Consider the following 22,351-nt stretch of genomic DNA (forward strand, 5'->3'; position numbering starts at 1 on the left):
ATGACCAGCACATACTCCTCCTATGTCACTGGTCGGCAGTACGGTGTCCCCCATGCGCCCCGACACGCCTGCCGAGAACGTCGACCACCCCGCCGAAGCGGCACGCCTGGAGCGAACCGCCGGCCTGTACCCCGAGGACGCCGAGACCCTGCTCCTGCGCGCCGCGGCCCACCTGGAACTGGCCGGCGACCGCGCCGCCGCGACGACGCTGTACGACCGCCTGCTGTCCTCTTCGGACGAGCTGGAGAACCCCCACCTCATCCGCGCCCTGAAGGCCTCGAACCTGTGGGAGTACGACCACGAGGCGGAGGCAAGGGCCATCATCGACGGAATCCGCACATCGGCCCCCCGCGACCCGGCCCCCTGGGTGATCGTGGCCGAGTCCCTGGAGTCGCACGACGAGCTGGAGGCGGCGGAGCAGACGTTCACGGAAGCGACGCGCCTCCTGCTGACGGACGGGTCGGAACCCCCGTACTCCACCCACCCCCTCCTCTACGGCCGCCACCGGGTCCGCCGCATGCTGGGCCTCCCCCACGACGACTGGGACACCCTGGCGGACACCCTCCACGCCTCCCCAGTCCCCCTGGACGAACTCCACGACCCGAAACGGGTCTGGTCCCTGGGCTCGGACAACCCGGTGGAGCTGGAGGCGGAGATCTCCCGGCTGCGGGCCGAGCTGGGCGCCTACCGGGAGGCGCTGTCCCGCCCGTTCCCGGTGGCGGTGCTGCACTGGCCGGCGGGGGAACTGGCGGAGCTGCTGTCGGCGTACCCGATCCTGTCCTCGGAGTACCCCTCCCACGACAGCCACCTGGCGACGATAGAGGCGTCCCTGCGCGAACTCGCGTCCTCCGGCACCCCGAACCTGGGCATCGTCACAGGCACGGTCCCGTCGTACGAGGCGTTCGCGGCGTCGGAGGGCTCGTCACCGGGTGACCTCACTCTGCTCCCCCAGTACGCGACCACGCTGGCGGCGAGGGGACGGGCTGTGGCTTGGCCGCCGCAGAGGGGGGCGGAGTGTTGGTGTGGGGCAGGTCGGATCTACGAGGCGTGTCATGGGACTTACGGGGCCAGCGAGAGCCAGGCCCGATAGAGGGACCCATCAGGAAGCGGTTGGGGTTGGCGCCTCGCCGACCCCAACGGCCACAACACGCAAGGAAATGCCTCTTAGCGAATGAGGCCTGGAAACGCGTCCTCGATGATCTTGACCAATTCACGGGCCCTGTCAGCATCCAGCTGGATGGTCTGACTGATCTTGTCGCGAATCTGCCGATCGGTGGATCCATACGTGTCGAGCTGTAGAATCCGCCGACTACCTACGGTGAACGATCTAATCCCACACGTTACGGGCCCATGCACTCTTTGGACGTCGGACGTGACTGACTCGAACTTCTCGATCAAAGCCATGGGCCAACTCTTCCACACACTCGTTAACAGCAGGCCGCTAGTGTCGACTTGAGTGTTTGACCACGATTTCGGACGCTGAACCCCCTCTCGATCCAGCCGCCCAGCTCCCACGCCGAAGAGTACCGGCAAGTTGAAGCCAGCGGCCTGGACGACAGACGGACCCGCACTGGTCACGCTGGCGCCACCAACACACGCCCATCTCAGCCGCCACCACCGCCCAGCCCACCGCCCCCGCCACTGTGACCGCAGTACCAAAGCGAATGGACGCAGAAACCTACGGGCTCGACCTCCGCATATCCTGATCCCATGATTCGCGCAGCGGTCTTCGACGTCGGTGAGTGCCTCGTGGACGAGACTCGGGAGTACGGCACCTGGGCCGACTGGCTGGGCGTGCCGAGGCACACCTTCCATGCCATGTTCGGCGCCGTGATCGCGCAGGGTCGGGACTACCGGGAGGTCTTCCAGGAGTTCCAGCCCGGCTTCGACCTCTACGAGGAGCGGGACAAGCGGGCCGCTGAGGGACAGCCGGAGACGTTCGGCGAGGAGGATCTGTACGCGGACGTACGACCTGCCCTGACCGAGTTGCGGGCCGACGGACTGTGGCTTGGTATCGCCGGGAACCAGACCGTGCGTGCCGGACGGATCCTTCGTGACTTGTTCTCAGACGACGTTGACCTGATCGGTACCTCGGACGACTGGGGAGCCAGCAAGCCCGACCTCGAGTTCTTCAAGAAGGTTGCCTCAGCCGTGCCGTTCGACGTGGACCAGATCCTTTATGTTGGGGATCGGTGCGACAACGACATCCGGCCCGCACGTCAGGCTGGCATGCGGACCGCCCTTGTGCGTCGCGGGCCCTGGGCCACCATTCAGTGGAACACCGATGAGGCCAGGCAGCTGCCGACTCTCCGAGTCGAGAGCTTGGCGGAACTGCCGGAAATGATCCGCCAGTTCAACGGCCTAGCGCGCTGAGAGTCGTCGCCCAGTCGTACAGGCGGTCATCGAGGTCACGGACACAGCGCTCATGCTGGTGGGGTGCGAGTGCGCGGCGAACCTCGCGTACTCGCTCCATGCCGGTGGCGTACCAGGTGGTCGCCAACTGGTCGAGAGCCTGGCCCGCGTACCCGCACGCCTGCTCCGGGTTGCCTGACGCCGCCTCCACAGCTGCCAGGTCGCCGTAGACCACCGAGCGCTGTTTGTCCTCGGCGGGCGTCATCGAGCCCAAGGCATGGAGCAGGCTCTCGCGAGCTTGCGGGAGGTGGCCCGCGATCATCTGAGTATTGCCCTTGAAGGCCGCCAGTCGGGCCGGGGAGAACCAGTCCATCCATGCCGGCGACGAGTGATCGTTCCCGGCCGCCAATACGTCCTCAGCATGACCGATCAGGTTCAGTGCTGTGCGGGTGTTCCCGCACCTGGTCTCGCACTCGGCCTCCACCGCATCCAGCCAAGCGAGGAACTCGGCGGAGGCGGGGGCTCGGCGGGCGTATGTGCGCGCTGCTGTCATGCGCTCCAGAGCTCCTTCGCGGTCCGCCACCCAGCCCGGTACGAAGGCCATGTGTGCGATGACCGCCGAGCCGAGCAGCGCGTCGTCGGCTTCCCCGGCGGCTTGCAGAGCCAGCAGGAGAGTGTCGGTGGCCCTGCTCGGCTCGCGGAGGTCGAAGAACTCGATCCGGCCGGCCAGAAGGTACGTCTCGGCCAAAGCGGCGGCGACCATGCGACGAGTCGAGTCCCTCGTCTCTGGCAGCAGAGCACAGCCCAGAGTCGCGTGGGCGACAACGGCAGGGTGCAACTGGGTCGGTGTGACCGACCAGTAGAGCCGACGGTGAGATCGAGTTACTGCCTGAAAATCGGTTCCGGCCGTGGAGGGTTGCGGTGCCGCACCGGCTCGTTGAGGCAGAGCCGCCAGCCCCAGGGCCACTGCGCCACCCGGGACGAGGATGCGTCGCGCGTGGCCGGACTGCTGTGAGCCGTCAGTGCCCCACGGATGCGTGAAGCCAAGCGCCTCCATGTTCTGGCCCAGCAAGTGGGCGAGCACCCGCTGACAGTCCGGCTGCGGCCACGGAGGGCTGTCCGACTCCCAGCGCCGGACCTGGCGCACTCCAATCGACAGGCCGCGAATGCCCATGTCCTTGGCGTGCTGAGTAAGCGCATCGGCCAGGTCCTGTTGCGAGTTGAACCCGGCTGCCACGCGAGCGGCCTTGAGTCGGACATTGCCGGTGGGCCTGGCCACGGAGACACCTCCTACTGCTAGCTCCTCCAACAGTGGCATACACGTCCCATGTTGTGCAGGTTTTCTCTCAGAAGGGGAAGGCAAGGCCCTCCCTGAGTCCCTCCAGAGGCCTTTGGAAGTCCTCGAATCTGTCGACTGCTTCGACAACCCTGAGTGCCCTACCTGATCGGACCTGGCACAGGAGGCAGGCGTGGATACGCAAAAGGCGTTGGACAGAGCCATTGCCGCGTGGCTCGCCCGAGCTCATCCGACCCCAGAGCTGGCGCGGACCGAGTGGGCGATCCAGGGCGTCGCCCTCCTGCCTCTCGGCGATCGGTTCGCAGCAGTGCGAATGCCGGCCGACGTGGTTCATGCCGCTGTGGCTGCGTGCGACCGGGACGAGGTTGCGGCCGCACTCGGCGAGATTCTGGGCGGCTCCATCATCTATGACCACCGCGTGACGGGCGGGACGTACTACGCCCTGATCCAAGGGCACGCCGGTTTGGTCTGGGCGTACGACGACATCGCCACATGCCTTGGACACGGCACCTACCTCGGAGTGCCACGGCTCGACCAACAACAGCCGCCCGGCACGTATTGGGTGATTCCACCGCGCTACGAGGGCGACCTGTGCGCACCGCGATCGATCATCCCGCTGGTCGAGTTAGGCCGGTCCCGACTGGCCTCCGCCGAAGTGTGAGGCTTCCGGGGACCGGTCCCCGTCGACCGCCGACGCCTGACAGGAACGAGTCGTGCATCGTCACGGCTATCTCTGGGTCGGCACGAAAGAGCGTTTCGGCCAGGAGGCCCTCCGGCGGCCTCCGCGTCCTGAGCCGCCGCCGGCCGGAAGCAGGCCGGAGCTGATCCAGCGTTCCCGCAAGGTCGCTCGGGTTCTACTCGAGCGCCCTTCGTGCCTGTCGCTCGCGGTGGTGACCTGATTCTCCGAACCGTGCGAAGCCCGACCTGACGTGCCCGTGCCCGTGCCCGCAGCGGGCTCACCTGCCCAGGTTAGGCTCGCGGCGCATCATGGAGTGGAGTGTCGAAGCGGGGGGTGCCGTATGGGTGGGACTGTCACTGCCGTCAGCTGTAACGGGGAGTACTCCTTCACCAAGCCGAATCGGGAGAGCATCAGGTTGCTCGCCGGGCTCGGGGTCGAAGGGGACGTGCATGCCGGCGTCACCGTCAAGCATCGGTTCCGGGTTGCTCAGGATCCGACTCAGCCCAATCTGCGGCAGGTGCACCTCATCCATGAGGAGCTCTTCGACGAAGTCGGAGAGAGCGGGTTCCGGGTGGCTGCCGGTGCGCTGGGCGAGAACATCACCACTCGGGGGATCGATCTGCTCGGGTTGCCCACGGGGGCGTTGTTGCGGATCGGGGACGAGGCCGTCGTAGAGGTGACCGGGCTGCGCAATCCCTGCGCTCAGATCGACAACTTCCAGCGCGGGCTGTTGAAGCAGGTCGTGGGGCGGGGTGAGGACGGGCGCGTCCTGTACAAGGCCGGTGTGATGGGTGTGGTGAAGGCGGGGGGCGTGGTGCGGCCGGGTGACCCCATTGCCGTGGAGTTGCCCGAGGCGCCTCATCGGGCGCTCGAGCGGGTCTGAGAATCGGCCGCTCGAGCGGGTCTGAGAATCGGCCGCTTGAGCGGGGCTGAGAAAAGCCACCGAGCGGGTCTGAGAAAAGCCACCGACCGTCGGCCCTGGTCCAGCGGGCGCCGCCCGTCGTCTGTGCGGCGCCCGGGCTGCAGGAGTTATGCCGTCGGCGCCAGGTCCGCTCGGCCGAACAGGAGGGCGTAGCCGGGCGGGAGTTGGGTCAGGATGCGGATCGTCAGGGGCTCGCCGATCTTGTCCGCCAGGACGCTGAGGACCGAGCTCACGTCCCAGCGGGCCGTCGCGGGGGTCGAGCCCTCGAGGCGGGTTGCCACCGACTCGACGAACTCGCGGGCGGTCAGGGGGTTCGTTGCGGGGATCTGGGATGCGATCACCCCGCCCGCCTCTCGGGGCAGGGCCTGGGCCATCGCCACTCGTTCGTCGCCGGTCACATGGGCGCCGAGCGCCGACAGGACGGTGCGGGTCACTCGTTCCGCCTCCGCCCTCGTCGGGTACTGGCCCGCCTCGCGTACCGCGGCCGTGAGCTCCAGCCAGCCGACGTCCTCTGCTGCGTCCGGGATGCGGGGGCGCAGGGACGGGGCAGGGATCGTGGTTCTCGGCTGCGGGCTCGTCACGGTCATCGTGGGCTTCTCCTCCGGGACGCTTCGGGACACCGGAAGCCCGGTACCCCGTAATGCGGCGGGCATGGGCTGAAGTTCGGCCAATGTGCAGCATGCGGCGCGTGTGCCGGCTGCGGCCGGTTGCGGCGGGAATGCGGCGACCGCGTCCCGTGACCCCGCTCGGGCCACGGGACGCGCGGGTTCGGCCGGCCGCCCTGGGCGGGCGGTCAGCCGCTGATCTGCTTGCGGCCGCCCTCGCCGCCGGCGATCTGGATGCGGCGCGGCTTGGCCTGTTCGGCCACCGGGATGCGCAGGGTCAGGACGCCGGCCTCGTACGACGCGTCGATGCGCTCGGTGTCGAGGGTGTCGCCGAGGAAGAGCTGGCGGGTGAAGGTGCCCGCGGGCCGCTCGGCTACGAGCATCTCGGCGCCCTCGGGGGCGGGGGTGCGGCGCTCGGCTCGGACGTTGAGGACGTTGCGTTCGACGTCCAGCTCGATCGTCTCGGGGTCGATGCCCGGCAGGTCGAAGTGGACGAGGAACTCGTCCCCGGACCGGTAGGCGTCCATCGGCATCACGGACGGGCGAGCTGCGCTTCCGAAGACCTGCTGCGCGAGGCGGTCGAATTCGCGGAACGGGTCGGTACGCATGAGCATCACGGGTCACTCCTTTCGCCAGGCGCTGGGTGCGATGCCCTACGGCTTCTTATATAGCTCGGGTGGAGAAACTTGACAAGCCTCGACTCAGGTTGGGCGAGCCGGAGCGTCGGCGCGTTAGCCTCGGCACCGGGCAAACAAGCATGGACAAAGGCATACAAGGAGGCAGTCATGGCCAGGGTTCCCAGTGCCGTCGTAGCCGCGAGCGGGCTCGTCGGGGGCTATGGCGTCGCCCGCTGGACCAAGAAGCGGCAGCTCGGCGGGGCCGTCCTGGCCGTCGCGGGTGCCGCCGCCGCGCAGCAGTGGCGCAAGCAGGCGGGCGGGAAGGCCGCCGGCGCCCTCGCCGCCGCCTACGTCGCCGCGTTCGCCGGGTCCCACCCGCTGGCGAAAAAGGTCGGCGCCTGGCCTTCGGTCCTCGGTGTCGCCGGCGCCGTGGCCCTCGCCTCCTGGGCCGTCGCCGACCGACGTCGGGGCTGACAGCCGAGCTCGGCTCCTGGTCAGCCGGCCAACCGCGAACGCCGCCTCAGCAAGCTCGGCGCCGAGTCAGCCGGCCGACCGCGAACGCCGACGCGACCGAGCCACGAGGCGTGGTCAGCCACCCCATCTCAGCCCACCGCGGGCCGGATCAGCCACCCACCCCCACGCCGACCCAGCCCACCGCCGGGCCGAATCAGCCGCCCCCGCCCCAGCCCACCGGCGCCGAGCCACCCACCCACCCCCAACGCCACCCCAGCCGGCCCAGCCTCGTCGGCGGCGCCCGCTCAGCCGATGGCCGTCGTCGGCTCCCCCGACGACCGGAACGACCGCCGATACGCCTGCGGACTCGTCCCGAGCACCCGGCGGAAGCGTTCCCGGAACGCCGTCGGGGAGCCGAAGCCCGCCTGTGCGGCGATCCGCTCCACGGGGTACGGCGTCGTCTCCAGCAGGTACTGCGCCCGCCGCACCCGCGGCCGGTGCAGCCACCGCAGCGGTGTCGTACCGGTCTGCTCGTGGAAGCGGCGGTTGAGGGTGCGGCTGCTCATGCGGGCGCGGGCCGCGATCCCGTGCAGGGTGAGGTCGCGGTCGCAGTGGTGCTCCAGCCAGGTCAGGAGGGGCTCCAGGGGGCCCTGGCCGCCCCGTGCTCGCCGCGCCGGTGCTGCCGGCCCGGACCGCGCTCGTCGAGGGCGGCGGCACGCCTGAGACGACCGTGCGGCCGGCCATGTTCACCGGAATGGTCAACCTGCTGTGGGTGGCCGTGACCATCCTGGTGATCGTGCGTCCGGGGTCGACGACCGGAGCCTGAGCCTCTGTTGTCGGCGGCCGACCGCGTACGTCTCCGGGCGTGCCCGTTACCCGGGGTCAGCTGTGCCCGCCGGCACTGCCCAGCTCCGCGGCGGACACGGCGAACACGGCGACTCCGGCCTGCCTGCCCGCCAGGAACGGCCGGCGCCGGCTACAGCTCCGCCTGCCCCGCCCCCTTCAGCGCGGTCAGGTCGAAGACATCGCCCATCCTGGCGAAGCCCAGGTCGCTGGGGTGCAGGTGATCGCCGGAGTCGTAGTCGGGACGCAGGCGGCGGGGGTCGTACGGATCCTTGAGGGCCTTGTCGAAGTCCACGACGGCGTCGTATACCCCGCCGGCCCGGATCTGGGCGTTGACCTGCCGACGTACCGCCTCCCGGACCGGCGTCCAGCCACGGTGGCCCTCGAAGGGCATGAGCGTGGCACCGACGACCTTCAGACCACAGGCGTGAGCCTGGCGGACCAGGGCGCGCAGGCCGTCGGCGATCTTGTCGGGATCGGCGAGGTGCGGGTTGCGCAGGATGTCGTTGATGCCGAGGTCGATGACGACGACCTTGACGTTGGTCCGGGAGAGCACGTCCCGGCCGAAGCGGCCGAGGCCGCTCTGGTTCTCGGCCGGACGGCCGAGGCCGTCGGCCAGGACCTGGTTGCCGCTGATGCCCTCGTTGACGACGCCGTAGCGGGGCAGGGCCGCACCGCCCTCCACGGCCGTGCGCAGGCGCCCGGCGAGGACGTCGGTCCATCGGCGGTTCGCGCCCACGGTGGAGGTTATGCCGTCGGTGATCGAGTCGCCGAAGACGACGACCGTACCCGTGGCCTGGTTGCTGAGGACGTCAAGAGCCGTCAGATAGCGCCAGTACGGCGTCTGTTCGGTGTACGAGATGCCGGTCGCGTCCTCGGTGCGGTCGCCCTGGGCGACGTACGACACCTGCTGCGCGTGCGGGTGGTAGGTCACCGGACCGGACGGGGTGGGCGAGTAGGTGGTGACCAGGACGTCCGTGTCGTGCGGGATCGTGATGCGGACGGCGTCACTGAGCACCTGGCGGCCGGCCGGGATGACGACACTGGTGCCACCGTTGAACGTGAGGCGCCGCATCGTCTCCGCGTCGGCCGCCGCCGTGCCGTCACCGGCCGACAGGGCGAGGGAGGCGTGCGAGATGGCCAGCGGAGACTGGCCATAGAGGTTGGACAGCGTGATGCGGGCACTCGTCCCTCCGGTGCTCGCGTGCACGACGTTGCGCACCGACCGGCCGGCCAGCCCGCCGGTCTCGGTGCCCGGCTCGCCGCCCGCGGGCGCCGTGGACCAGGAGCCGACCCACGTGCCGGTGGAGGCGGGAGCGACGGAGGACTCGTGGTGCGGGCGGTTGCCGGCGAAGGTGCTGCGGGGGGTGCCGTCGTCGTCGGCCACCGTGACGTAGATGACGGCGGACAGAGCCACGACCAGGGCGACGATCGCACTCAGTACGGCATAACCATGACGCTTGGTCACGCTTGTGTTGTTCTCCTCGGGAGATGGGAGCCCGAGGCTCCGATCCGATGAGCCCATGATGCGTCATGGGCCGGGGAGAGCTGACAGGGACCTGCCGCAAACCCCCCGAAGAGACAGACGCCGGGAACTCCTGTTCCGTTCCGGGAGTCGGTCAGGAAGGGACAATTGTGTGCGGGATCACCGAACGGGTGGAGCTGATGGAACGAACGGAAACGGGAACACCGGGCCGGGCCGCGTCGTACCGGACCATGACCGCCTTCACCCCGGCCGACGAAGAACGCCGGCGCGGGGTGCGGCGCATGAAGCTGACGGCGACCGGCATGCTGCTGTTCGTGGCGGTCGTCTACGTGCTGGCCAAGTGGGCCTCGCACGAGGGCGCGGGAGACTGGGCCGCCTACGTCGCGGCGGCCGCCGAAGCCGGCATGGTCGGCGCGCTCGCCGACTGGTTCGCCGTCACCGCCCTCTTCCGGCACCCACTCGGCCTGCCCATCCCCCACACCGCGATCATCCCGACCAAGAAGGACCAGCTCGGCATCTCCCTCGGCGAATTCGTCGGCGAGAACTTCCTCTCCCAGGACGTCGTACGACAACGGCTGCGCGCCGTCGGCATCGGCAGCCGGCTCGGCACCTGGCTCGCCGAACCGGAACACGCCGACCGCGTCACGGCCGAACTGGCCACCGCACTCCGAGGCGCCCTCACCGTCCTGCGCGACTCCGACGTCCAGGCGGTCGTCGGAGAGGCGATCACCCGCCGCGCCGACGCCCAGGAGATCGCCCCCGGCATCGGCAAAATGCTGGAAAAGGTCGTCGCCGACGGCGGCCACAAACGCGTCGTCGACCTCGTGGTCGGCCGCGCCCACGACTGGCTGGTACTGCACCGCACCGACGTCATGGTCGCCGTCGAAGGCGGCGCACCCGGCTGGACCCCACGGTTCGTGGACAAAAAGGTCGGCGAACGCGTCTACAAGGAACTACTGCGCTTCTGCGCCGAAATGCGGGACATGCCCTCCCACCCCGCACGCGGCGCCCTCGACCGCTTCCTCACCGACTTCGCCTCCGACCTGCAGTCCGACACCGACACCCGCACCCGCGTCGAACGCCTCAAGGGCGACGTACTGGGCCGCGGCGAGGTACAGGACCTGATCGCCTCCGCATGGACCGCCGTACGATCCATGATCGTCGCAGCCGCCGAGGACGAGCGCAGCGAGCTACGACTGCGCGTACGCGCCGCCCTGTTGTCCCTCGGTACCCGGATGGCCCGCGAACCCAAAGTCCAGGACAAGGTCGACAGCTGGGTCGAAGGCGCGGCCGTCCACGTCGTGACCACCTACCGCAAGGAAATCACTTCCCTGATCACCGATACGGTCGCCGGCTGGGACGCCGAGCACACCACCCGCAAGATCGAGGCCCACATCGGCCGCGACCTGCAGTTCATCCGAATCAACGGCACCGTGGTCGGATCACTGGCAGGCCTGCTGATCTACGCCGTGTCACGCGGCCTGGGGGCCTAATCGCACCAGAGCAGGGCACCCGTCTCCTCGTCCTCGACGAGGAGGGAGCCCATGAGCACAACAGCCGAGACACCGTCATCCCGCACCGGCCGAACCATCACCACGAACATCCCCGCCCGCCTGGACCGCCTCCCCTGGTCCCGCTGGCACTGGACGATCGTGATCGGGCTGGGCACCGTATGGATCCTCGACGGCCTCGAGGTCACGGTCGTCGGCAACATCGCCGGCCGCCTCTCCGAACCCGGCAGCGGCCTGACGATCACCTCCGGCCAGACCACCGGCACCGCCGCCGCACTGTACGTCGCGGGCGCCTGCACCGGCGCCCTCTTCTGGGGCCGGCTCACCGACCGCTTCGGCCGCAAGAACCTCTTCATGATCACCCTGGCCGTCTACCTCGCGGCCACCGCACTCACCGCCGTCTCCTTCGCGCCCTGGTGGTTCTTCCTCTTCCGGTTCCTCACCGGCTTCGGCATCGGCGGCGAATACGCGGCCATCAACTCCGCGATCGACGAACTCATCCCCGCCCAGTACCGCGGCCGCGTCGACCTGATCATCAACGGCAGCTTCTGGCTCGGCGCCGTCGGCGGCTCCCTGCTCTCGATCGTCGCACTCAACACCGATCTGCTGCCCGCCAACCTCGGCTGGCGTCTGACCTTCGCCCTCGGCGCCTTCCTCGCCCTCGTGATCCTCCTCGTACGACGCCACGTCCCCGAAAGCCCCCGCTGGCTGCTGATCCACGGCAGGGACCGGGAAGCCGAGGAAATCGTCTCCAATATCGAACACCGGATCGAAACGGAGAAGGGCGAAGCACTCGCCGCACCAGAGGGCGAGCTGGAGATCCACCAGCGCAAGAGCGTCAGCTTCCTGGAAATCGCCCGCACCGTCTTCGGCCAGTACCGCAAGCGCGCCGTCCTGGGCTTCTCCCTCTTCATCGGCCAGGCGTTCCTCTACAACGCCATCACCTTCGGCTTCGGCGCCATCCTCACCAAATTCTTCAACGTGCCCGCCGACCACACCGGCTACTACTTCGCCGTCATCGCCATCGGCAACTTCTGCGGCCCCCTGCTCCTCGGCAAACTCTTCGACACCGTCGGCCGCCGGGTCATGATCTCCTCGACATACCTGCTCTCGGGCCTGCTCCTGTTCGGCACCGCCTGGCTCTTCGACCAGGGCTCCCTGAGCGCCGGCACCCTGACCGCCTGCTGGTGCGCCGTCCTCTTCTTCGCCTCGGCGGGCGCCTCCAGCGCCTACCTCACCGTCTCCGAGATCTTCCCGATGGAAACCCGGGCCATGTCCATCGCCTTCTTCTACGCCCTCGGCACAGCCGTCGGCGGCATCAGCGGCCCCCTGCTCTTCGCCGACCTCACGAACACCGGCAAAGTCGGCGACACCGTCCTCGCCTTCCAGATCGGCGCCACCCTCATGTGCGCGGCCGGCCTGGTCGCGGCAGCACTCGCCGTACGAGCCGAACGCCGCTCCCTGGAGGACATCGCCCGTCCGCTGACCGCCGTGGCAAGCAAGGCCAAGGGGGCGACACGCACGGCACGCGGCCCCCAGGGACCCGCAGCACCGCCGGCGGCCAGCAGGCCGTGAGGACCGAGGTCACCGGGGGCCGGACCCGCCAGGGATACTGGCCCCCATGACCCGCCTGATCCTCGCCACCCGCAACGCCGGAAAGATCACCGAACTCAGGTCCATCCTCGCGGAGGCAGGCCTGCCCCACGAACTCGTCGGAGCGGATGCCTACCCGGACGTCCCCGACGTCAAGGAAACGGGCGTGACCTTCGCGGAGAACGCTCTGCTGAAGGCCCACGCCCTCGCCCGGGCCACCGGCTTCCCCGCCGTCGCCGACGACTCCGGCCTCTGCGTCGACGTCCTGAACGGCGCCCCCGGCATCTTCTCCGCCCGCTGGGCAGGCCGCCACGGCGACGACAAGGCCAACCTCGACCTCCTCCTCGCCCAGCTCTCCGACATCGCCGAGGAACACCGTGGCGCGCACTTCGCCTGCGCGGCGGCGCTGGCGTTGCCGGACGGCACGGAGCGGGTGGTCGAAGGGCAGCTGCGGGGCGTCCTGCGGCATACGCCCGCCGGCACGAACGGCTTCGGCTACGACCCGATCCTGCAGCCGGAGGGCGAGACGCGGAGTTGCGCCGAGCTGAGCCCCGAGGAGAAGAACGCGATCAGCCATCGGGGGAAGGCGTTCCGGGCGTTGGTGCCTGTAGTGCGGGACCTGTTGAGCTGAGGAAACAGAAGGCCTGCGAATCGAACCTTCGATTCGCAGGCCATTCTTGTGCGGCGGAAGGGATTCGAACCCTCAAGCCCGATCAGGGGCCACAGATCCTAAGTCTGCTGCGTCGCCGTTGCGCCACCGCCGCTGGTCGCCAGCCATCGTACCGGGAGCCGCCCGCTGCCTTCCGCCTCCCTGCACCAGGTGCGGGTGCTTGCAGGGCAGTTGGGGCGCGGCAGACGGCCGGAATGCGGAGCGGCCCGGGCCGGGTGATCCCGATGCGGGCCGCTCAGGCGGGAGAAACGCGTTCTCGGGGCTCAGATCGCCAGATCCTTGATGATCTTCGCCACATGGCCGGTGGCCTTCACGTTGTACAGGGCCCGTTCGACCTTGCCCTCCTCGTCCACGATCACCGTGGAGCGGATGACGCCTACGACGGTCTTGCCGTAGAGCTTCTTCTCGCCGAAGGCGCCGTAGGACTCCAGGACCTTCTTGTCCGGGTCGGCCAGCAGCGTGACCTGCAGGGACTCCTTCTCGCGGAACTTCGCGAGCTTCTCCGGCCTGTCCGGGGAGATGCCGATCACGTCGTAGCCGGCGGAGGCCAGGACGGAGAGGTTGTCGGTGAAGTCGCAGGCCTGCTTGGTGCAGCCTGGAGTCAGGGCCGCGGGGTAGAAGTAGACGATGACCTTGCGGCCCTTGTGGTCCGACAAGGACACCTCGTTGCCGTCGGCGTCGGGGAGGGTGAAGGCGGGGGCCACGTCCCCGGGCTGGAGTCGCTCGCTCATCGGTCCAGCGTAACGGGGGGCGTTGCGGTGCGGTGGGGCCAGGAGCTGACAGACTGTCCAGAACAGCATCAGGAGACTTCGGAGGCCGTACGGTGGCGGACACGTCGGACACCAGAACCCCGGCGCAGATCGAGGCGGACATCAAGCGCCGCCGTGAAGTGCTGGCCGAGACGCTCGACGAGATCGGGGTGCGGGTGCATCCGAAGACGATCGTCGGGGATGCCAAGGCCAAGGTCGTCGCCCATGTCGATCACACGGTTGGGCGGGCGTACGTCCAGGTCAACCGAGTGGTGAGTGAGGTGCGGGCACAGTTCGTGGACGAGGAGGGCGCGCCGCGGCTCGAGCGGGTCGTGCCTGTCGCGCTGGTGGTGGTCGGGGTCGTGGGGCTGCTTGCCCTCGGCTCGCGGCGACGTAAGGGCTGAGCAGAGGAGCGACCCGGGAGCGTACGGTCGCGGTCAAGGCAGGTAGGTTCGAGGCGTGAGCGCCAACAGAAACAGCAACCCTCAGCATGACAAGCTGCCCATCCGGATGCTGCACGACCGGGTTCTCGTGCGGCAGGAGGCCGGTGAGGGCGAGCGGCGGTCGGGCGGCGGCATCCTGATTCCCGCGACGGCGGCGGTCGGGCGGCGGCTGGCCTGGGCCGAGGTCGTCGCGGTGGGGCAGAACGTGCGGACCGTGGAGCCCGGCGACCGGGTCCTGTTCGATCCGGAGGACCGGGCCGAGGTCGAGGTGCGGGGCGTGGCGTATGTGCTCATGCGGGAGCGGGATCTGCACGCGGTGGCCGCGGACCGGTTCGAGGGGGCCGAGGACTCGACGGGCCTGTACCTCTGATTCGAGGGCCGAGAGGGGCTGGTGACTGTGGTCACCAGCCCCTCTTGCATTCTTTTGCTATGTTCGCCGGAGCCCGACGAGACGCGCCGTACCGGGATGCAGGCAAGGACGACGCACCGGAAGAGGTGTCGTCGTCTCGTCTCGGAGGTGTGTGTCGTGGCGTGGGTTCTGCTGGTCGTAGCCGGTCTGCTGGAGGTCGGCTGGTCGATCGGGATGAAGTACACGGACGGTTTCCGCCGGCTCGTGCCCAGTCTGTTCACCGGTGCGGGGATCGTCGCCAGCATGGTGCTGCTGTCGTACGCCGCCAGGTCGCTGCCGATCGGTACCGCCTACGGCGTGTGGGTGGGGATCGGGGCGGCCGGGGCGGCGGTGCTGGGCATGGTGGTGCTCGGTGAGCCGGTCACCGCCGCCCGGATCTTCTTCGTGTGTCTGCTGCTGGTCGCCGTGGTCGGGCTGAAGGTGACCGGCGGTCACTGAGGACGGACGCCCGTCAGCGGCCGGCGGTCGCTGACGGGCGTCGTCCTTCTCCTGGGTCCTGCGCAGGCGCGGTCCTACGGTTGGGGTCCTGTGGTGCCGGTGCCGCCCGGGGCGCCTCCGTCGGCGCCGCCGGCGGTGGTGCCACCGCCGTTGGTCCCGCCGCCCGGTGCGCCGCCGCCGGTCGTGGTGCCGCCACCGTTGGTGCCCCCTGCCGTGTCGCCGCCGGTGGTGGTCCCGCCGCCGTCGGTGGTCGTGCCGCCGCCGTCAGTCGTGGTGCCGCCGCCGGTGGTGTCACCGGTGGTGCCGCCGTCGGTCGGGGTGCCGGAGGGGGTGCTGGTGCTGCCGCCGTTGTCCTGGCCCCCGTTGTCGGTGGTGGCCCCGTTGTCCTGGCCGGTGGTGCCGGGCTGGTCGGAGGGGCTCGAGCTCGGGGGCAGGATCACGTCGGCGCCCTGTTGGAGTTCGAGGTCGAACTCGGTGGCCGGCTTGCCCTTGAGGGCGTCGCGCGTGTACTGCGCCCAGATGGCGGTGGGCGGGCCGCCGCCGTTCATACGGGGCTGGCCGAGGGCGTAGTACAGCGACTTGTGCTTGGCCGTCACCGGGTCCTGGCCCATGACCGAGACGACGGTGGCGAGGTCGGGGGTGTAACCCGCGAACCAGGCCGCGGTGTCCTCCTCGGCGGTGCCGGTCTTGCCGGCCGCGGGACGGCCGGCCTGCTGGGCGGCGACGGCGGTGCCGTTGTCGACGACGCTCTGCAAGACGGAGGTGGTGGTGTCGGCGGCCTCGCGGCTGACGGCCTGCTTGGTCTCCCGGTCGGGCAGCTTGACGTCCTCGGTGCTGTCCTTGGTGATCTTCTCGATCATGGTGTACGTGCCGTGCTTGCCGTGGTTGGCGAGCGTGGCGTACGCCTCCGCCATGTCGACGACGCTGGCGGTGGCGGTGCCGAGGGCGATGGACGGGTAGGGCTGGAGGTCCTTGGTGCCGGCGGGGATGCCGAGGTCGACGGCGGTCTGCTTGACCTTGGCGGGGTCGACGTCGACGGCCATCTGGGCGTAGACCGAGTTGACCGAGAGGTCGGTGGCCTTGCGGACGGTGATGTCGCCGTACGACTTCTGGTCCTCGTTCGCGGGGGCGTAGGGGCCGCCGCTCCAGCCCTGCACGGGGCGCCGGTTGGTGCCGTCGTACGTGGTGTTCGGGGTGATGGGCTGGCCGTCCTGGGTGGTCGAGCTGTTCTGCACCGCCGCGGTGAACACGAAGGGCTTGAAGGTGGAGCCGACCTGGAAGTCACCGCGGGTGGCGCCGTTGGTGTACTGCTTCACGTAGTCGATGCCGCCGTACAGGGCGACGACCTTGCCCGTCTTGGGGTCGACGGAGGCGCCGCCGGCCCGGACGTAGTTGTCGACCTTGTTGTTCTTCTTGTCCAGCTTGGAGATGAGCTGGTCGTTGACGGCCTTGACGAAGGCGTTCTGCTTGGACTTCTGGAAGGTGGTGGTGATGCGGTAGCCGCCGCCCTCCAGCTGTTCCTTGGTGAGGATCTCGTTCTCGGTGAGGTAGTCCTTGACGGCCTCGACGAGGTAGCCGCGCTGGCCGGAGAGGCCGGTGGAGATGGTCTGCTCCTTCGGCATGGGGAACTTCATGCCGGCGCGCTCGGACTTGCTGAGCCAGCCCTTGGTGACCATGCCGTCCAGGACGTAGTTCCAGCGGGCGATGGCGGCGGGCTTGTTCTCGGGGTGGGCCACGACGTCGTACTCGCTGGGCGCGTTGACGAGCGCGGCGAGGTAGGCGGCACGGGCCGGGTCGAGGTCGGCGGCGTCCTTGCCGTAGTAGGCCTGGGCGGCGGACTGGATGCCGTAGGCGTTGCGGCCGAAGTAGCTGGTGTTGAGGTAGCCCTCGAGGATGGCGTCCTTGGGCTTGTTGCGGTCCAGCTTGATCGAGATGAAGAACTCCTTGGCCTTGCGGGTGACGGTCTGTTCCTGGGCCAGGTAGTAGTTCTTCACGTACTGCTGGGTGATGGTGGAGCCGGACTGCCTGCCCTTGCCGGTGGCCGTGTTCCACGCGGCGCGGAGCATGGCCTTGGGGTCGATGGCGGACTCGGTGTAGAAGTCTCGGTCCTCGGCGGCCAGTACGGCGTGCTGGGCGTCCTTGGAGACCTGGGCGAGGGTGACGTTCTCGCGGTTGATCTGGCCGTCGCGGGCGAGCTGGGAGCCGTCGGCGTAGAGGTAGACGTTGCTCTGCTTGGTGGCGAGGGCGTTGGCGGACGGGATGTTCACCATCGAGTAGCCGAGGAAGAACAGGCCGATGATCAGCAGGAGGCCGATCAGGAAGGTGCCGAGCAGCATGCGCCAGGTGGGGAGGAGCCGCCGCAATCCGGTCCGCTTGGGCCGCTTGGACTTCTTGCCCTCGCTGCCTCCGCTGCCTCCGCTGCCTGCGGGGTTGGCGGGGTTGGCGGATGTGCTGGGGTCGGTGTCGAGGGTGGTGCGGGGAGTGGTGCCGGTGCGGGGTGCGCGGGGCGCGGGGGCGGCGGCGTTCGCGGTTCGGGCGGCCTTGGGTGCCTGGGCGGCGGCACCCGCCAGGCCGGCCCGGGCCGCCGCCGCCGCGGCCGCGGCCGCGGCTCCGGCTCCGGCTCCGGCCGACTGAGCTGCTCCGGTTACCGCTGACGCCCCGAATGCCTGGGATGTCCGGGATGTCGGGGTGGAAGGAGGCGACTTGGGTGTCTGCTCCGGCCGTGCCGGCTCGCCCTGCCGGGGAGCCTTGACCCGCCGGAGGACCTGGGTGGTGTCGGGAGCCTGGGTCGTGTCCCCTGCGGCCTGCGCCGCGGCGCCCACCTTGCCGGACCGGTCCGCCGGGGACGCCTGCGGCGCCTCGACCCGCCGAAGCACCTGCGTGCTCTCGGCCGACTGGGGCTTCTCCGAGGCCTGGGCCGTGCTGGACGCCTCCTCCCTGCGGGAGGCCTGGGCGCTGTCGGCCCGTCCACTCTCACCGGACGACTGGGGCTCACGGGACCGCTGGGACTCACCGGAGTGCTGCGAGTTGCCCAGCTCCTGAGCCTTCCCGGGCGCCTGGGCCATGCCGGATCGCTGCGTCACATCGGACGCCCGCGACCCACCGGGCCTCTCGGGCTCGGCGGACCGCTGGCTCTCGCCGGACCGCTGGGAGCTGCTCGGCGACTCGGCCTTTCCGAAGGCCTGGGTCCGCCCGGCGCTCTCCGCCGCACGAGAGGCCCCGGACGCCCCGGTCGTCCCGGACGCCTCCCCGCTCCGGTCGGTCGGGCGGGGGCCCGGGACGTGGCGGCCGGTGCGGCCTGCCTGGGCCGCACGGCGTGCCTGGTCCAGGCGGCCGGTCCGGGCCGCCGGGATCGTCGGGTTCCGGGACGACCGGTCCCCCGAAGACGCCTCGGGCCCCGACTCCGTCGTCCCCTTGTCGGCCCGTTCGACCCTCTCGGTGGTCGTCCGGCCCGCTTCGCGGGGTGTGTCCTTGCGGCCCACCGGCTCTCCGGGCCCTTCAGCCGGCAGCGGTTTGCCTGGCGCCCCGCCCTTGTCCTGCTGCTGCGGCTCGTCGCTCATGTCGTGCACGGACTCCTGTTTCGCGTCGTACGTTTCCCGTACGCCTCGTACGCCTCTGCGCCCCCTGCTTGAAGACTCTCGCACCTGGCGTTCCGTTCCCGGATTCCGGCACGCTTCCGGCACGAAAATGCGTGGCCGGTCGCCGGGCCTCCGGACTAGGCTCCTGCGCTTCGGTGTCGAGCTGTCCAGGGAGGTCGACTGACGTGGGCGCGGGACGGTTGTACGTGGCCGTCGCGGCGGGGGGATTCAGACGGTACGCGACGTATCGGGCGGCCACCGCGGCAGGGGTATTCACCAACACGGTCTTCGGGCTGATCCTCGTCTACACCTACCTGGCGCTGTGGGACGAGAAGCCGCATCTGGGAGGTTATGACCAGGCACAGGCGGTCACGTTCGTGTGGCTGGGGCAGGCGCTGTACGCGACGCTGGCGATCCAGGGGGGCGGCTTCGAGACCGAGTTCATGGAACGCATCCGTACGGGTGAGGTGGCGATCGATCTGTACCGGCCGGCGGACCTGCAGGTGTGGTGGCTGGCGAACGACTTGGGTCGGGCGCTGTTCCAGCTGCTCGGGCGTGGAGTGATCCCGTTCACTTTCGGGGCGCTCGTCTTCCCCACGGCCCTTCCGGACGATGCGGGCACGTGGCTGGCCTTCCTGGTCGCCGTCGCGCTCGCGATGATCGTCAGCTTCGCGATCCGCTACCTGGTGGCACTGACCGGGTTCTGGCTGCTCGACGGCACGGGGGCGCTCCAGGCGTTGATGGTGACGGGCATTTTCTGCTCGGGGATGACCCTGCCGCTGAACGCCTTCCCCGGGGCGCTCGGTGAGGTCGTACGGGCACTGCCGTGGGCGGCGCAGATCCAGGTGCCCGCGGATGTGCTGATGGGGAAGGCCGACCCGCTGCCCACCTTCGTCTTCCAGGCAGCGTGGGCGGTGGTGCTGCTGGCGGTCGGGCGGCTGGTGCAGACGGCGGCGGCCCGGCGGGTGGTGGTTCAGGGTGGGTGAGCGCAACCCCGTGGCCGAGGGGCTGCGCGCCTACCGGCTGATCTCCGGGATGTGGATCCGCTCCACGCTGAGCTACCGGGTGTCCTTCGCGATGACCGTGTTCGGCGGTCTGCTGGTGACCGGCCTCGACTTCGTCTCGATCCTGCTGATGTTCTCGCGGGTCGACGTTCTCGGCGGCTATGCGCTGCCCGAGGTCGCGTTCCTCTACGGGCTGTCGGCGACCTCGTTCGGGTTCGCGGACCTGGCGATCGGCTCGGCGGGCCGGCTGGGCACCCGGGTGCGTGACGGCACGCTCGACACTCTGCTGGTGCGGCCCGCGCCGGTGCTGGCGCAGGTCGCCGCCGACCGGTTCGCGTTGCGCCGGATCGGCCGGATCCTCCAGGGGGCGCTGGTGCTGGGTTACGCGCTGGTCGCGTCGGACATCGCCTGGACTCCGGTCAAGGTGCTGATGGTCCCGGGGATGCTGGTCTGCGGCGGGGTGATCTTCTGCGCGGTGTTCGTGGCGGGGGCGGCCTTCCAGTTCGTGGCGCAGGACGCGTCCGAGGTGCAGAGCGCGTTCACGTACGGCGGCCAGACGCTGCTGCAGTACCCGCCGACCGTGTTCGGCAAGGAGCTGGTGCGTGGGGTGACGTTCATGCTGCCGCTGGCCTTCGTCAACTGGGTGCCGGCGGCCTATGTGCTGGGGCGGCCGTATCCGCTGGGCGGCCTGCCTCAGTGGGCGGCCTTCGCGACGCCGCTGGTGGCGGTGGTGTGCTGCGTGGCGGCGGGGCTGGCGTGGCGTGCGGGTCTTCGGTCCTATCGGAGTACAGGGAGTTGACGGTGGACGCGTTCATCGAGGTGGACCGGGTCGAGAAGGTCTTCGACGTGCGCAGGAGGACCGGGTTTCTGAAGCGGGAGCGGCGGCAGGTGCGGGCGGTGGACTCGATCTCGTTCACCGTGGCGCGCGGTGAGATGGTCGGCTACATCGGGCCGAACGGTGCCGGGAAGTCCACCACGATCAAGATGCTGACGGGCATCCTGATGCCGAGCGCCGGCCGGCTGCGGGTGGCGGGGATCGATCCTTCGCGGGAGCGGACGCGGCTCGCGCGCCGTATAGGGGTGGTGTTCGGGCAGCGGACGACGCTGTGGTGGGACCTGCCGCTGATCGACTCCTACCGGCTGGCGCACCGCATGTACCGGATCCCGGACGGCCGTTACCGGGAGAACCTGGAGCGGTGTGTGGAACTGCTGGAACTGGGTGATCTGTTGGATGTGCCGGTGCGGCAGCTTTCGCTGGGCCAGCGGATGCGGGGGGACATCGCGGCGGCGCTGCTGCACGATCCGGAGGTGCTGTACCTGGACGAGCCGACGATCGGCCTGGATGTCGTGTCGAAGGCCAAAGTGCGGGGTTTCCTGAGGGAGTTGAACGCCGGGCGCGGGACGACGGTGCTGCTGACGACGCACGATCTGCAGGACATCGAGCAGTTGTGCTCGCGGGTGATGGTGATCGACCACGGGCGGCTGATGTACGACGGTCCGCTCGCCGGGCTGCACGAGGCCGGGGAGGGCGAGCGGACGCTGGTGGTAGACCTGGAACGGGAGTTGCCGCCGATCGAGGCGCCGTCCTGCCGGGTGGTGCGGGTGGAGGGGCCGCGGCAGTGGCTGGCGTTCCCGGCGGGACAGTCGGCGGCGCCGCTGGTGGCCTACATCGCGGCGGAATTTCCGCTGGTGGACCTGTCGGTGCGGGAGCCGGACATCGAGGCCGTCATCGCGAAGATGTACGCCGAGAAGGCGGTCTCGTAGGCTTCTGCCATGACCGACGACGCAGTCCCGGAGCTCCGCGCGTCCGACGCCGACCGTGAGCGGGTCTCCGAGCTCCTGCGGGACGCCCTGGCCGAGGGGCGCCTGGACATGGAGGAGTTCGAGGAGCGGCTGGAGGCGACGTACAAGGCGCGTACATACGGCGAGCTGACGCCGATCACGCGTGACCTTCCGACGGGTGGGGCCGTGACGCCCGGTCCCGTCTCCTTCACCAAGGAACCGGCGCTGAACGGGAGTTGGGCGGGCCGCACCGTCGGCGGGGAGGGATCCTCGACCGGCGGGGTCGCGATCCTGTCGGGGTTCGAGCGCAAGGGCCGCTGGACCATGCCGAAGCGGTTCACCTGCTTCGCCTTCATGGGTGGCGGCGAGATCGACCTGCGGGAGGCGAACTTCGCGGACCGCGAGGTCGAGATCAACTGTGTGGCGATCATGGGCGGGGTGCAGGTCGTCGTACCGCCGGGAGTCGAGGTCGTGGTGCGCGGCATCGGTGTGATGGGCGGCTTCGAGCACCCTCGGGACGACGGCCCGCCCGAGCCGGGCGCCCCGCGGGTAATCATCAGCGGCTTCGCGTTCTGGGGCGGGGTCGGTGTGGAGCGCAAGGTCACCCGGGCCGAGCGCCGGCGGCTCAAGGAGCAGCGCCGGCAGGAGCGGCTGGAGTACAGGGAGTCGCGGCACGAGCTGCACCGTTCCCGGCGCGAGGAGCGGGAGCGGCGCTGGAACGGGGAGGACTGACCGCCACGCCGAGAGCGCCGTGGTCGTCCCGGGGCCGCCTGAGGTCGTCCGCGGGCCTGCTCCGGCTGGTCGCGGACCTGCGGTGGCCGGTCGCGGACCTGCGGTGGCTGGTCGCACGGTTCCCCACGCCGCTCCGGGGCGCTTGCGCGGCCGGCGCGGGGAACGTCGGCACGGAGAACACCCGCAGG

Annotated in this window: 22 protein-coding genes, 1 tRNA gene, 1 pseudogene and 1 riboswitch; of the genes and pseudogenes, 16 read left to right on the plus strand and 8 right to left on the minus strand. The window is 69.8% G+C overall.

Annotation, left to right across the window (positions count from 1 at the left end):
* Positions 1 to 52: 52 nt before the first annotated feature.
* Both ACFZDC_RS16520 and ACFZDC_RS16525 read left to right on the plus strand, forming a co-directional pair.
* The gene (locus ACFZDC_RS16520) at positions 53 to 1,090 is read left to right on the plus strand and encodes a hypothetical protein (RefSeq protein ID WP_391324328.1); all 1,038 of its coding nucleotides are present in this window, start codon (positions 53 to 55) and stop codon (positions 1,088 to 1,090) included.
* A gap of 620 nt (positions 1,091 to 1,710) precedes the next feature.
* Complete coding sequence (locus ACFZDC_RS16525; protein ID WP_391324330.1) at positions 1,711 to 2,373, plus strand: HAD-IA family hydrolase; 663 nt, start codon at positions 1,711 to 1,713, stop codon at positions 2,371 to 2,373.
* On the opposite strand, the gene ACFZDC_RS16530 is transcribed toward ACFZDC_RS16525, so the two are convergent.
* Positions 2,354 to 3,631 carry a transcriptional regulator gene (locus tag ACFZDC_RS16530; RefSeq protein ID WP_391324332.1) on the minus strand — a complete coding sequence of 426 codons (1,278 nt, stop codon included), beginning with the start codon at positions 3,629 to 3,631 and terminating at the stop codon, positions 2,354 to 2,356. The genes ACFZDC_RS16525 and ACFZDC_RS16530 overlap by 20 nt on opposite strands.
* 190 nt (positions 3,632 to 3,821) lie before the next feature.
* Between ACFZDC_RS16530 and ACFZDC_RS16535 the strand changes: the two genes are divergently transcribed.
* Positions 3,822 to 4,310: a hypothetical protein gene (locus ACFZDC_RS16535; protein ID WP_391324334.1), complete on the plus strand. Its 489-nt coding sequence runs from the start codon at positions 3,822 to 3,824 to the stop codon at positions 4,308 to 4,310.
* Between the two features lie 358 nt (positions 4,311 to 4,668).
* Entirely contained in the window at positions 4,669 to 5,211 is a 543-nt protein-coding gene (locus tag ACFZDC_RS16540) for an MOSC domain-containing protein (protein ID WP_391324336.1), read from the plus strand.
* A 146-nt stretch (positions 5,212 to 5,357) separates the two neighbouring features.
* Here ACFZDC_RS16540 and ACFZDC_RS16545 read toward each other — a convergent pair whose 3' ends face one another.
* A complete protein-coding gene (locus tag ACFZDC_RS16545; RefSeq protein ID WP_391324338.1) occupies positions 5,358 to 5,837 on the minus strand; it encodes a DUF2267 domain-containing protein in 480 nt (159 codons plus the stop codon).
* A gap of 206 nt (positions 5,838 to 6,043) precedes the next feature.
* Positions 6,044 to 6,469, minus strand: a complete 426-nt coding sequence (locus tag ACFZDC_RS16550) for an Hsp20 family protein (RefSeq protein WP_391324555.1) — start codon at positions 6,467 to 6,469, stop codon at positions 6,044 to 6,046.
* A gap of 171 nt (positions 6,470 to 6,640) precedes the next feature.
* Between ACFZDC_RS16550 and ACFZDC_RS16555 the strand changes: the two genes are divergently transcribed.
* A complete protein-coding gene (locus ACFZDC_RS16555) occupies positions 6,641 to 6,946 on the plus strand; it encodes a hypothetical protein (RefSeq protein WP_391324340.1) in 306 nt (101 codons plus the stop codon).
* A gap of 284 nt (positions 6,947 to 7,230) precedes the next feature.
* On the opposite strand, the pseudogene ACFZDC_RS16560 reads toward ACFZDC_RS16555, so the two are convergent.
* A pseudogene (locus tag ACFZDC_RS16560) lies at positions 7,231 to 7,569 on the minus strand (helix-turn-helix domain-containing protein); the annotation flags it as partial.
* Between the two features lie 17 nt (positions 7,570 to 7,586).
* On the opposite strand from ACFZDC_RS16560, the gene ACFZDC_RS16565 reads away from it, so the two are divergent.
* The gene (locus tag ACFZDC_RS16565) at positions 7,587 to 7,751 is read left to right on the plus strand and encodes a hypothetical protein (RefSeq protein ID WP_391324342.1); all 165 of its coding nucleotides are present in this window, start codon (positions 7,587 to 7,589) and stop codon (positions 7,749 to 7,751) included.
* 150 nt (positions 7,752 to 7,901) lie between these two features.
* Here the strand turns inward: ACFZDC_RS16565 and ACFZDC_RS16570 are convergent, their stop codons facing one another.
* A complete protein-coding gene (locus tag ACFZDC_RS16570) occupies positions 7,902 to 9,236 on the minus strand; it encodes a GDSL-type esterase/lipase family protein (protein ID WP_391324344.1) in 1,335 nt (444 codons plus the stop codon).
* A 197-nt stretch (positions 9,237 to 9,433) separates the two neighbouring features.
* Between ACFZDC_RS16570 and ACFZDC_RS16575 the strand changes: the two genes are divergently transcribed.
* From ACFZDC_RS16575 to rdgB, 3 genes are read left to right on the plus strand one after another with little or no spacing between them, the layout of a single operon-like run.
* Positions 9,434 to 10,747: a DUF445 family protein gene (locus tag ACFZDC_RS16575; RefSeq protein WP_391324346.1), complete on the plus strand. Its 1,314-nt coding sequence runs from the start codon at positions 9,434 to 9,436 to the stop codon at positions 10,745 to 10,747.
* Between the two features lie 51 nt (positions 10,748 to 10,798).
* Positions 10,799 to 12,340: an MFS transporter gene (locus ACFZDC_RS16580; protein ID WP_391324348.1), complete on the plus strand. Its 1,542-nt coding sequence runs from the start codon at positions 10,799 to 10,801 to the stop codon at positions 12,338 to 12,340.
* Between the two features lie 46 nt (positions 12,341 to 12,386).
* Positions 12,387 to 12,989, plus strand: a complete 603-nt coding sequence (gene rdgB, locus ACFZDC_RS16585) for an RdgB/HAM1 family non-canonical purine NTP pyrophosphatase (RefSeq protein WP_391324350.1) — start codon at positions 12,387 to 12,389, stop codon at positions 12,987 to 12,989.
* A 49-nt stretch (positions 12,990 to 13,038) separates the two neighbouring features.
* Here the strand turns inward: rdgB and ACFZDC_RS16590 are convergent.
* Positions 13,039 to 13,122, minus strand: a tRNA-Leu gene (locus tag ACFZDC_RS16590).
* 169 nt (positions 13,123 to 13,291) lie between these two features.
* Positions 13,292 to 13,759: a thioredoxin-dependent thiol peroxidase gene (gene bcp / locus ACFZDC_RS16595; protein WP_391324352.1), complete on the minus strand. Its 468-nt coding sequence runs from the start codon at positions 13,757 to 13,759 to the stop codon at positions 13,292 to 13,294.
* Positions 13,760 to 13,851: 92 nt separating this feature from the next.
* Between bcp and ACFZDC_RS16600 the strand changes: the two genes are divergently transcribed.
* The 3 genes from ACFZDC_RS16600 to ACFZDC_RS16610 all read left to right on the plus strand — a co-directional run bounded on the left by ACFZDC_RS16600 (position 13,852) and on the right by ACFZDC_RS16610 (position 15,067).
* Positions 13,852 to 14,181: a DUF3618 domain-containing protein gene (locus ACFZDC_RS16600; protein WP_391324354.1), complete on the plus strand. Its 330-nt coding sequence runs from the start codon at positions 13,852 to 13,854 to the stop codon at positions 14,179 to 14,181.
* A gap of 106 nt (positions 14,182 to 14,287) precedes the next feature.
* Positions 14,288 to 14,590, plus strand: coding sequence for a GroES family chaperonin (locus tag ACFZDC_RS16605; RefSeq protein WP_391324556.1), 303 nt, complete (start codon positions 14,288 to 14,290; stop codon positions 14,588 to 14,590).
* 52 nt (positions 14,591 to 14,642) lie between these two features.
* A riboswitch (guanidine-III (ykkC-III) riboswitch) is annotated at positions 14,643 to 14,708 on the plus strand.
* Between the two features lie 38 nt (positions 14,709 to 14,746).
* The gene (locus ACFZDC_RS16610) at positions 14,747 to 15,067 is read left to right on the plus strand and encodes an SMR family transporter (protein WP_391324355.1); all 321 of its coding nucleotides are present in this window, start codon (positions 14,747 to 14,749) and stop codon (positions 15,065 to 15,067) included.
* Between the two features lie 74 nt (positions 15,068 to 15,141).
* On the opposite strand, the gene ACFZDC_RS16615 is transcribed toward ACFZDC_RS16610, so the two are convergent.
* Entirely contained in the window at positions 15,142 to 17,403 is a 2,262-nt protein-coding gene (locus ACFZDC_RS16615) for a transglycosylase domain-containing protein (protein ID WP_391324558.1), read from the minus strand.
* A gap of 1,427 nt (positions 17,404 to 18,830) precedes the next feature.
* Between ACFZDC_RS16615 and ACFZDC_RS16620 the strand changes: the two genes are divergently transcribed.
* Genes ACFZDC_RS16620 through ACFZDC_RS16635 form a run of 4 tightly spaced genes read left to right on the plus strand, consistent with a single transcriptional unit; the run spans position 18,831 to position 22,163 of the window.
* Positions 18,831 to 19,631 carry an ABC-2 family transporter protein gene (locus tag ACFZDC_RS16620; protein ID WP_391324357.1) on the plus strand — a complete coding sequence of 267 codons (801 nt, stop codon included), beginning with the start codon at positions 18,831 to 18,833 and terminating at the stop codon, positions 19,629 to 19,631.
* Positions 19,632 to 19,680: 49 nt separating this feature from the next.
* The gene (locus tag ACFZDC_RS16625) at positions 19,681 to 20,448 is read left to right on the plus strand and encodes an ABC-2 family transporter protein (RefSeq protein WP_391324560.1); all 768 of its coding nucleotides are present in this window, start codon (positions 19,681 to 19,683) and stop codon (positions 20,446 to 20,448) included.
* Positions 20,445 to 21,413, plus strand: coding sequence for an ATP-binding cassette domain-containing protein (locus ACFZDC_RS16630; protein WP_391324358.1), 969 nt, complete (start codon positions 20,445 to 20,447; stop codon positions 21,411 to 21,413). The genes ACFZDC_RS16625 and ACFZDC_RS16630 overlap by 4 nt, the downstream gene beginning before the upstream one ends.
* A gap of 9 nt (positions 21,414 to 21,422) precedes the next feature.
* The gene (locus ACFZDC_RS16635; RefSeq protein ID WP_391324359.1) at positions 21,423 to 22,163 is read left to right on the plus strand and encodes a DUF1707 domain-containing protein; all 741 of its coding nucleotides are present in this window, start codon (positions 21,423 to 21,425) and stop codon (positions 22,161 to 22,163) included.
* The last annotated feature ends 188 nt before the right edge of the window (positions 22,164 to 22,351 follow it).

The sequence above is a fragment of the Streptomyces sp. NPDC007905 genome (genome assembly GCF_042959345.1).
Lineage (GTDB): Bacteria > Actinomycetota > Actinomycetes > Streptomycetales > Streptomycetaceae > Streptomyces.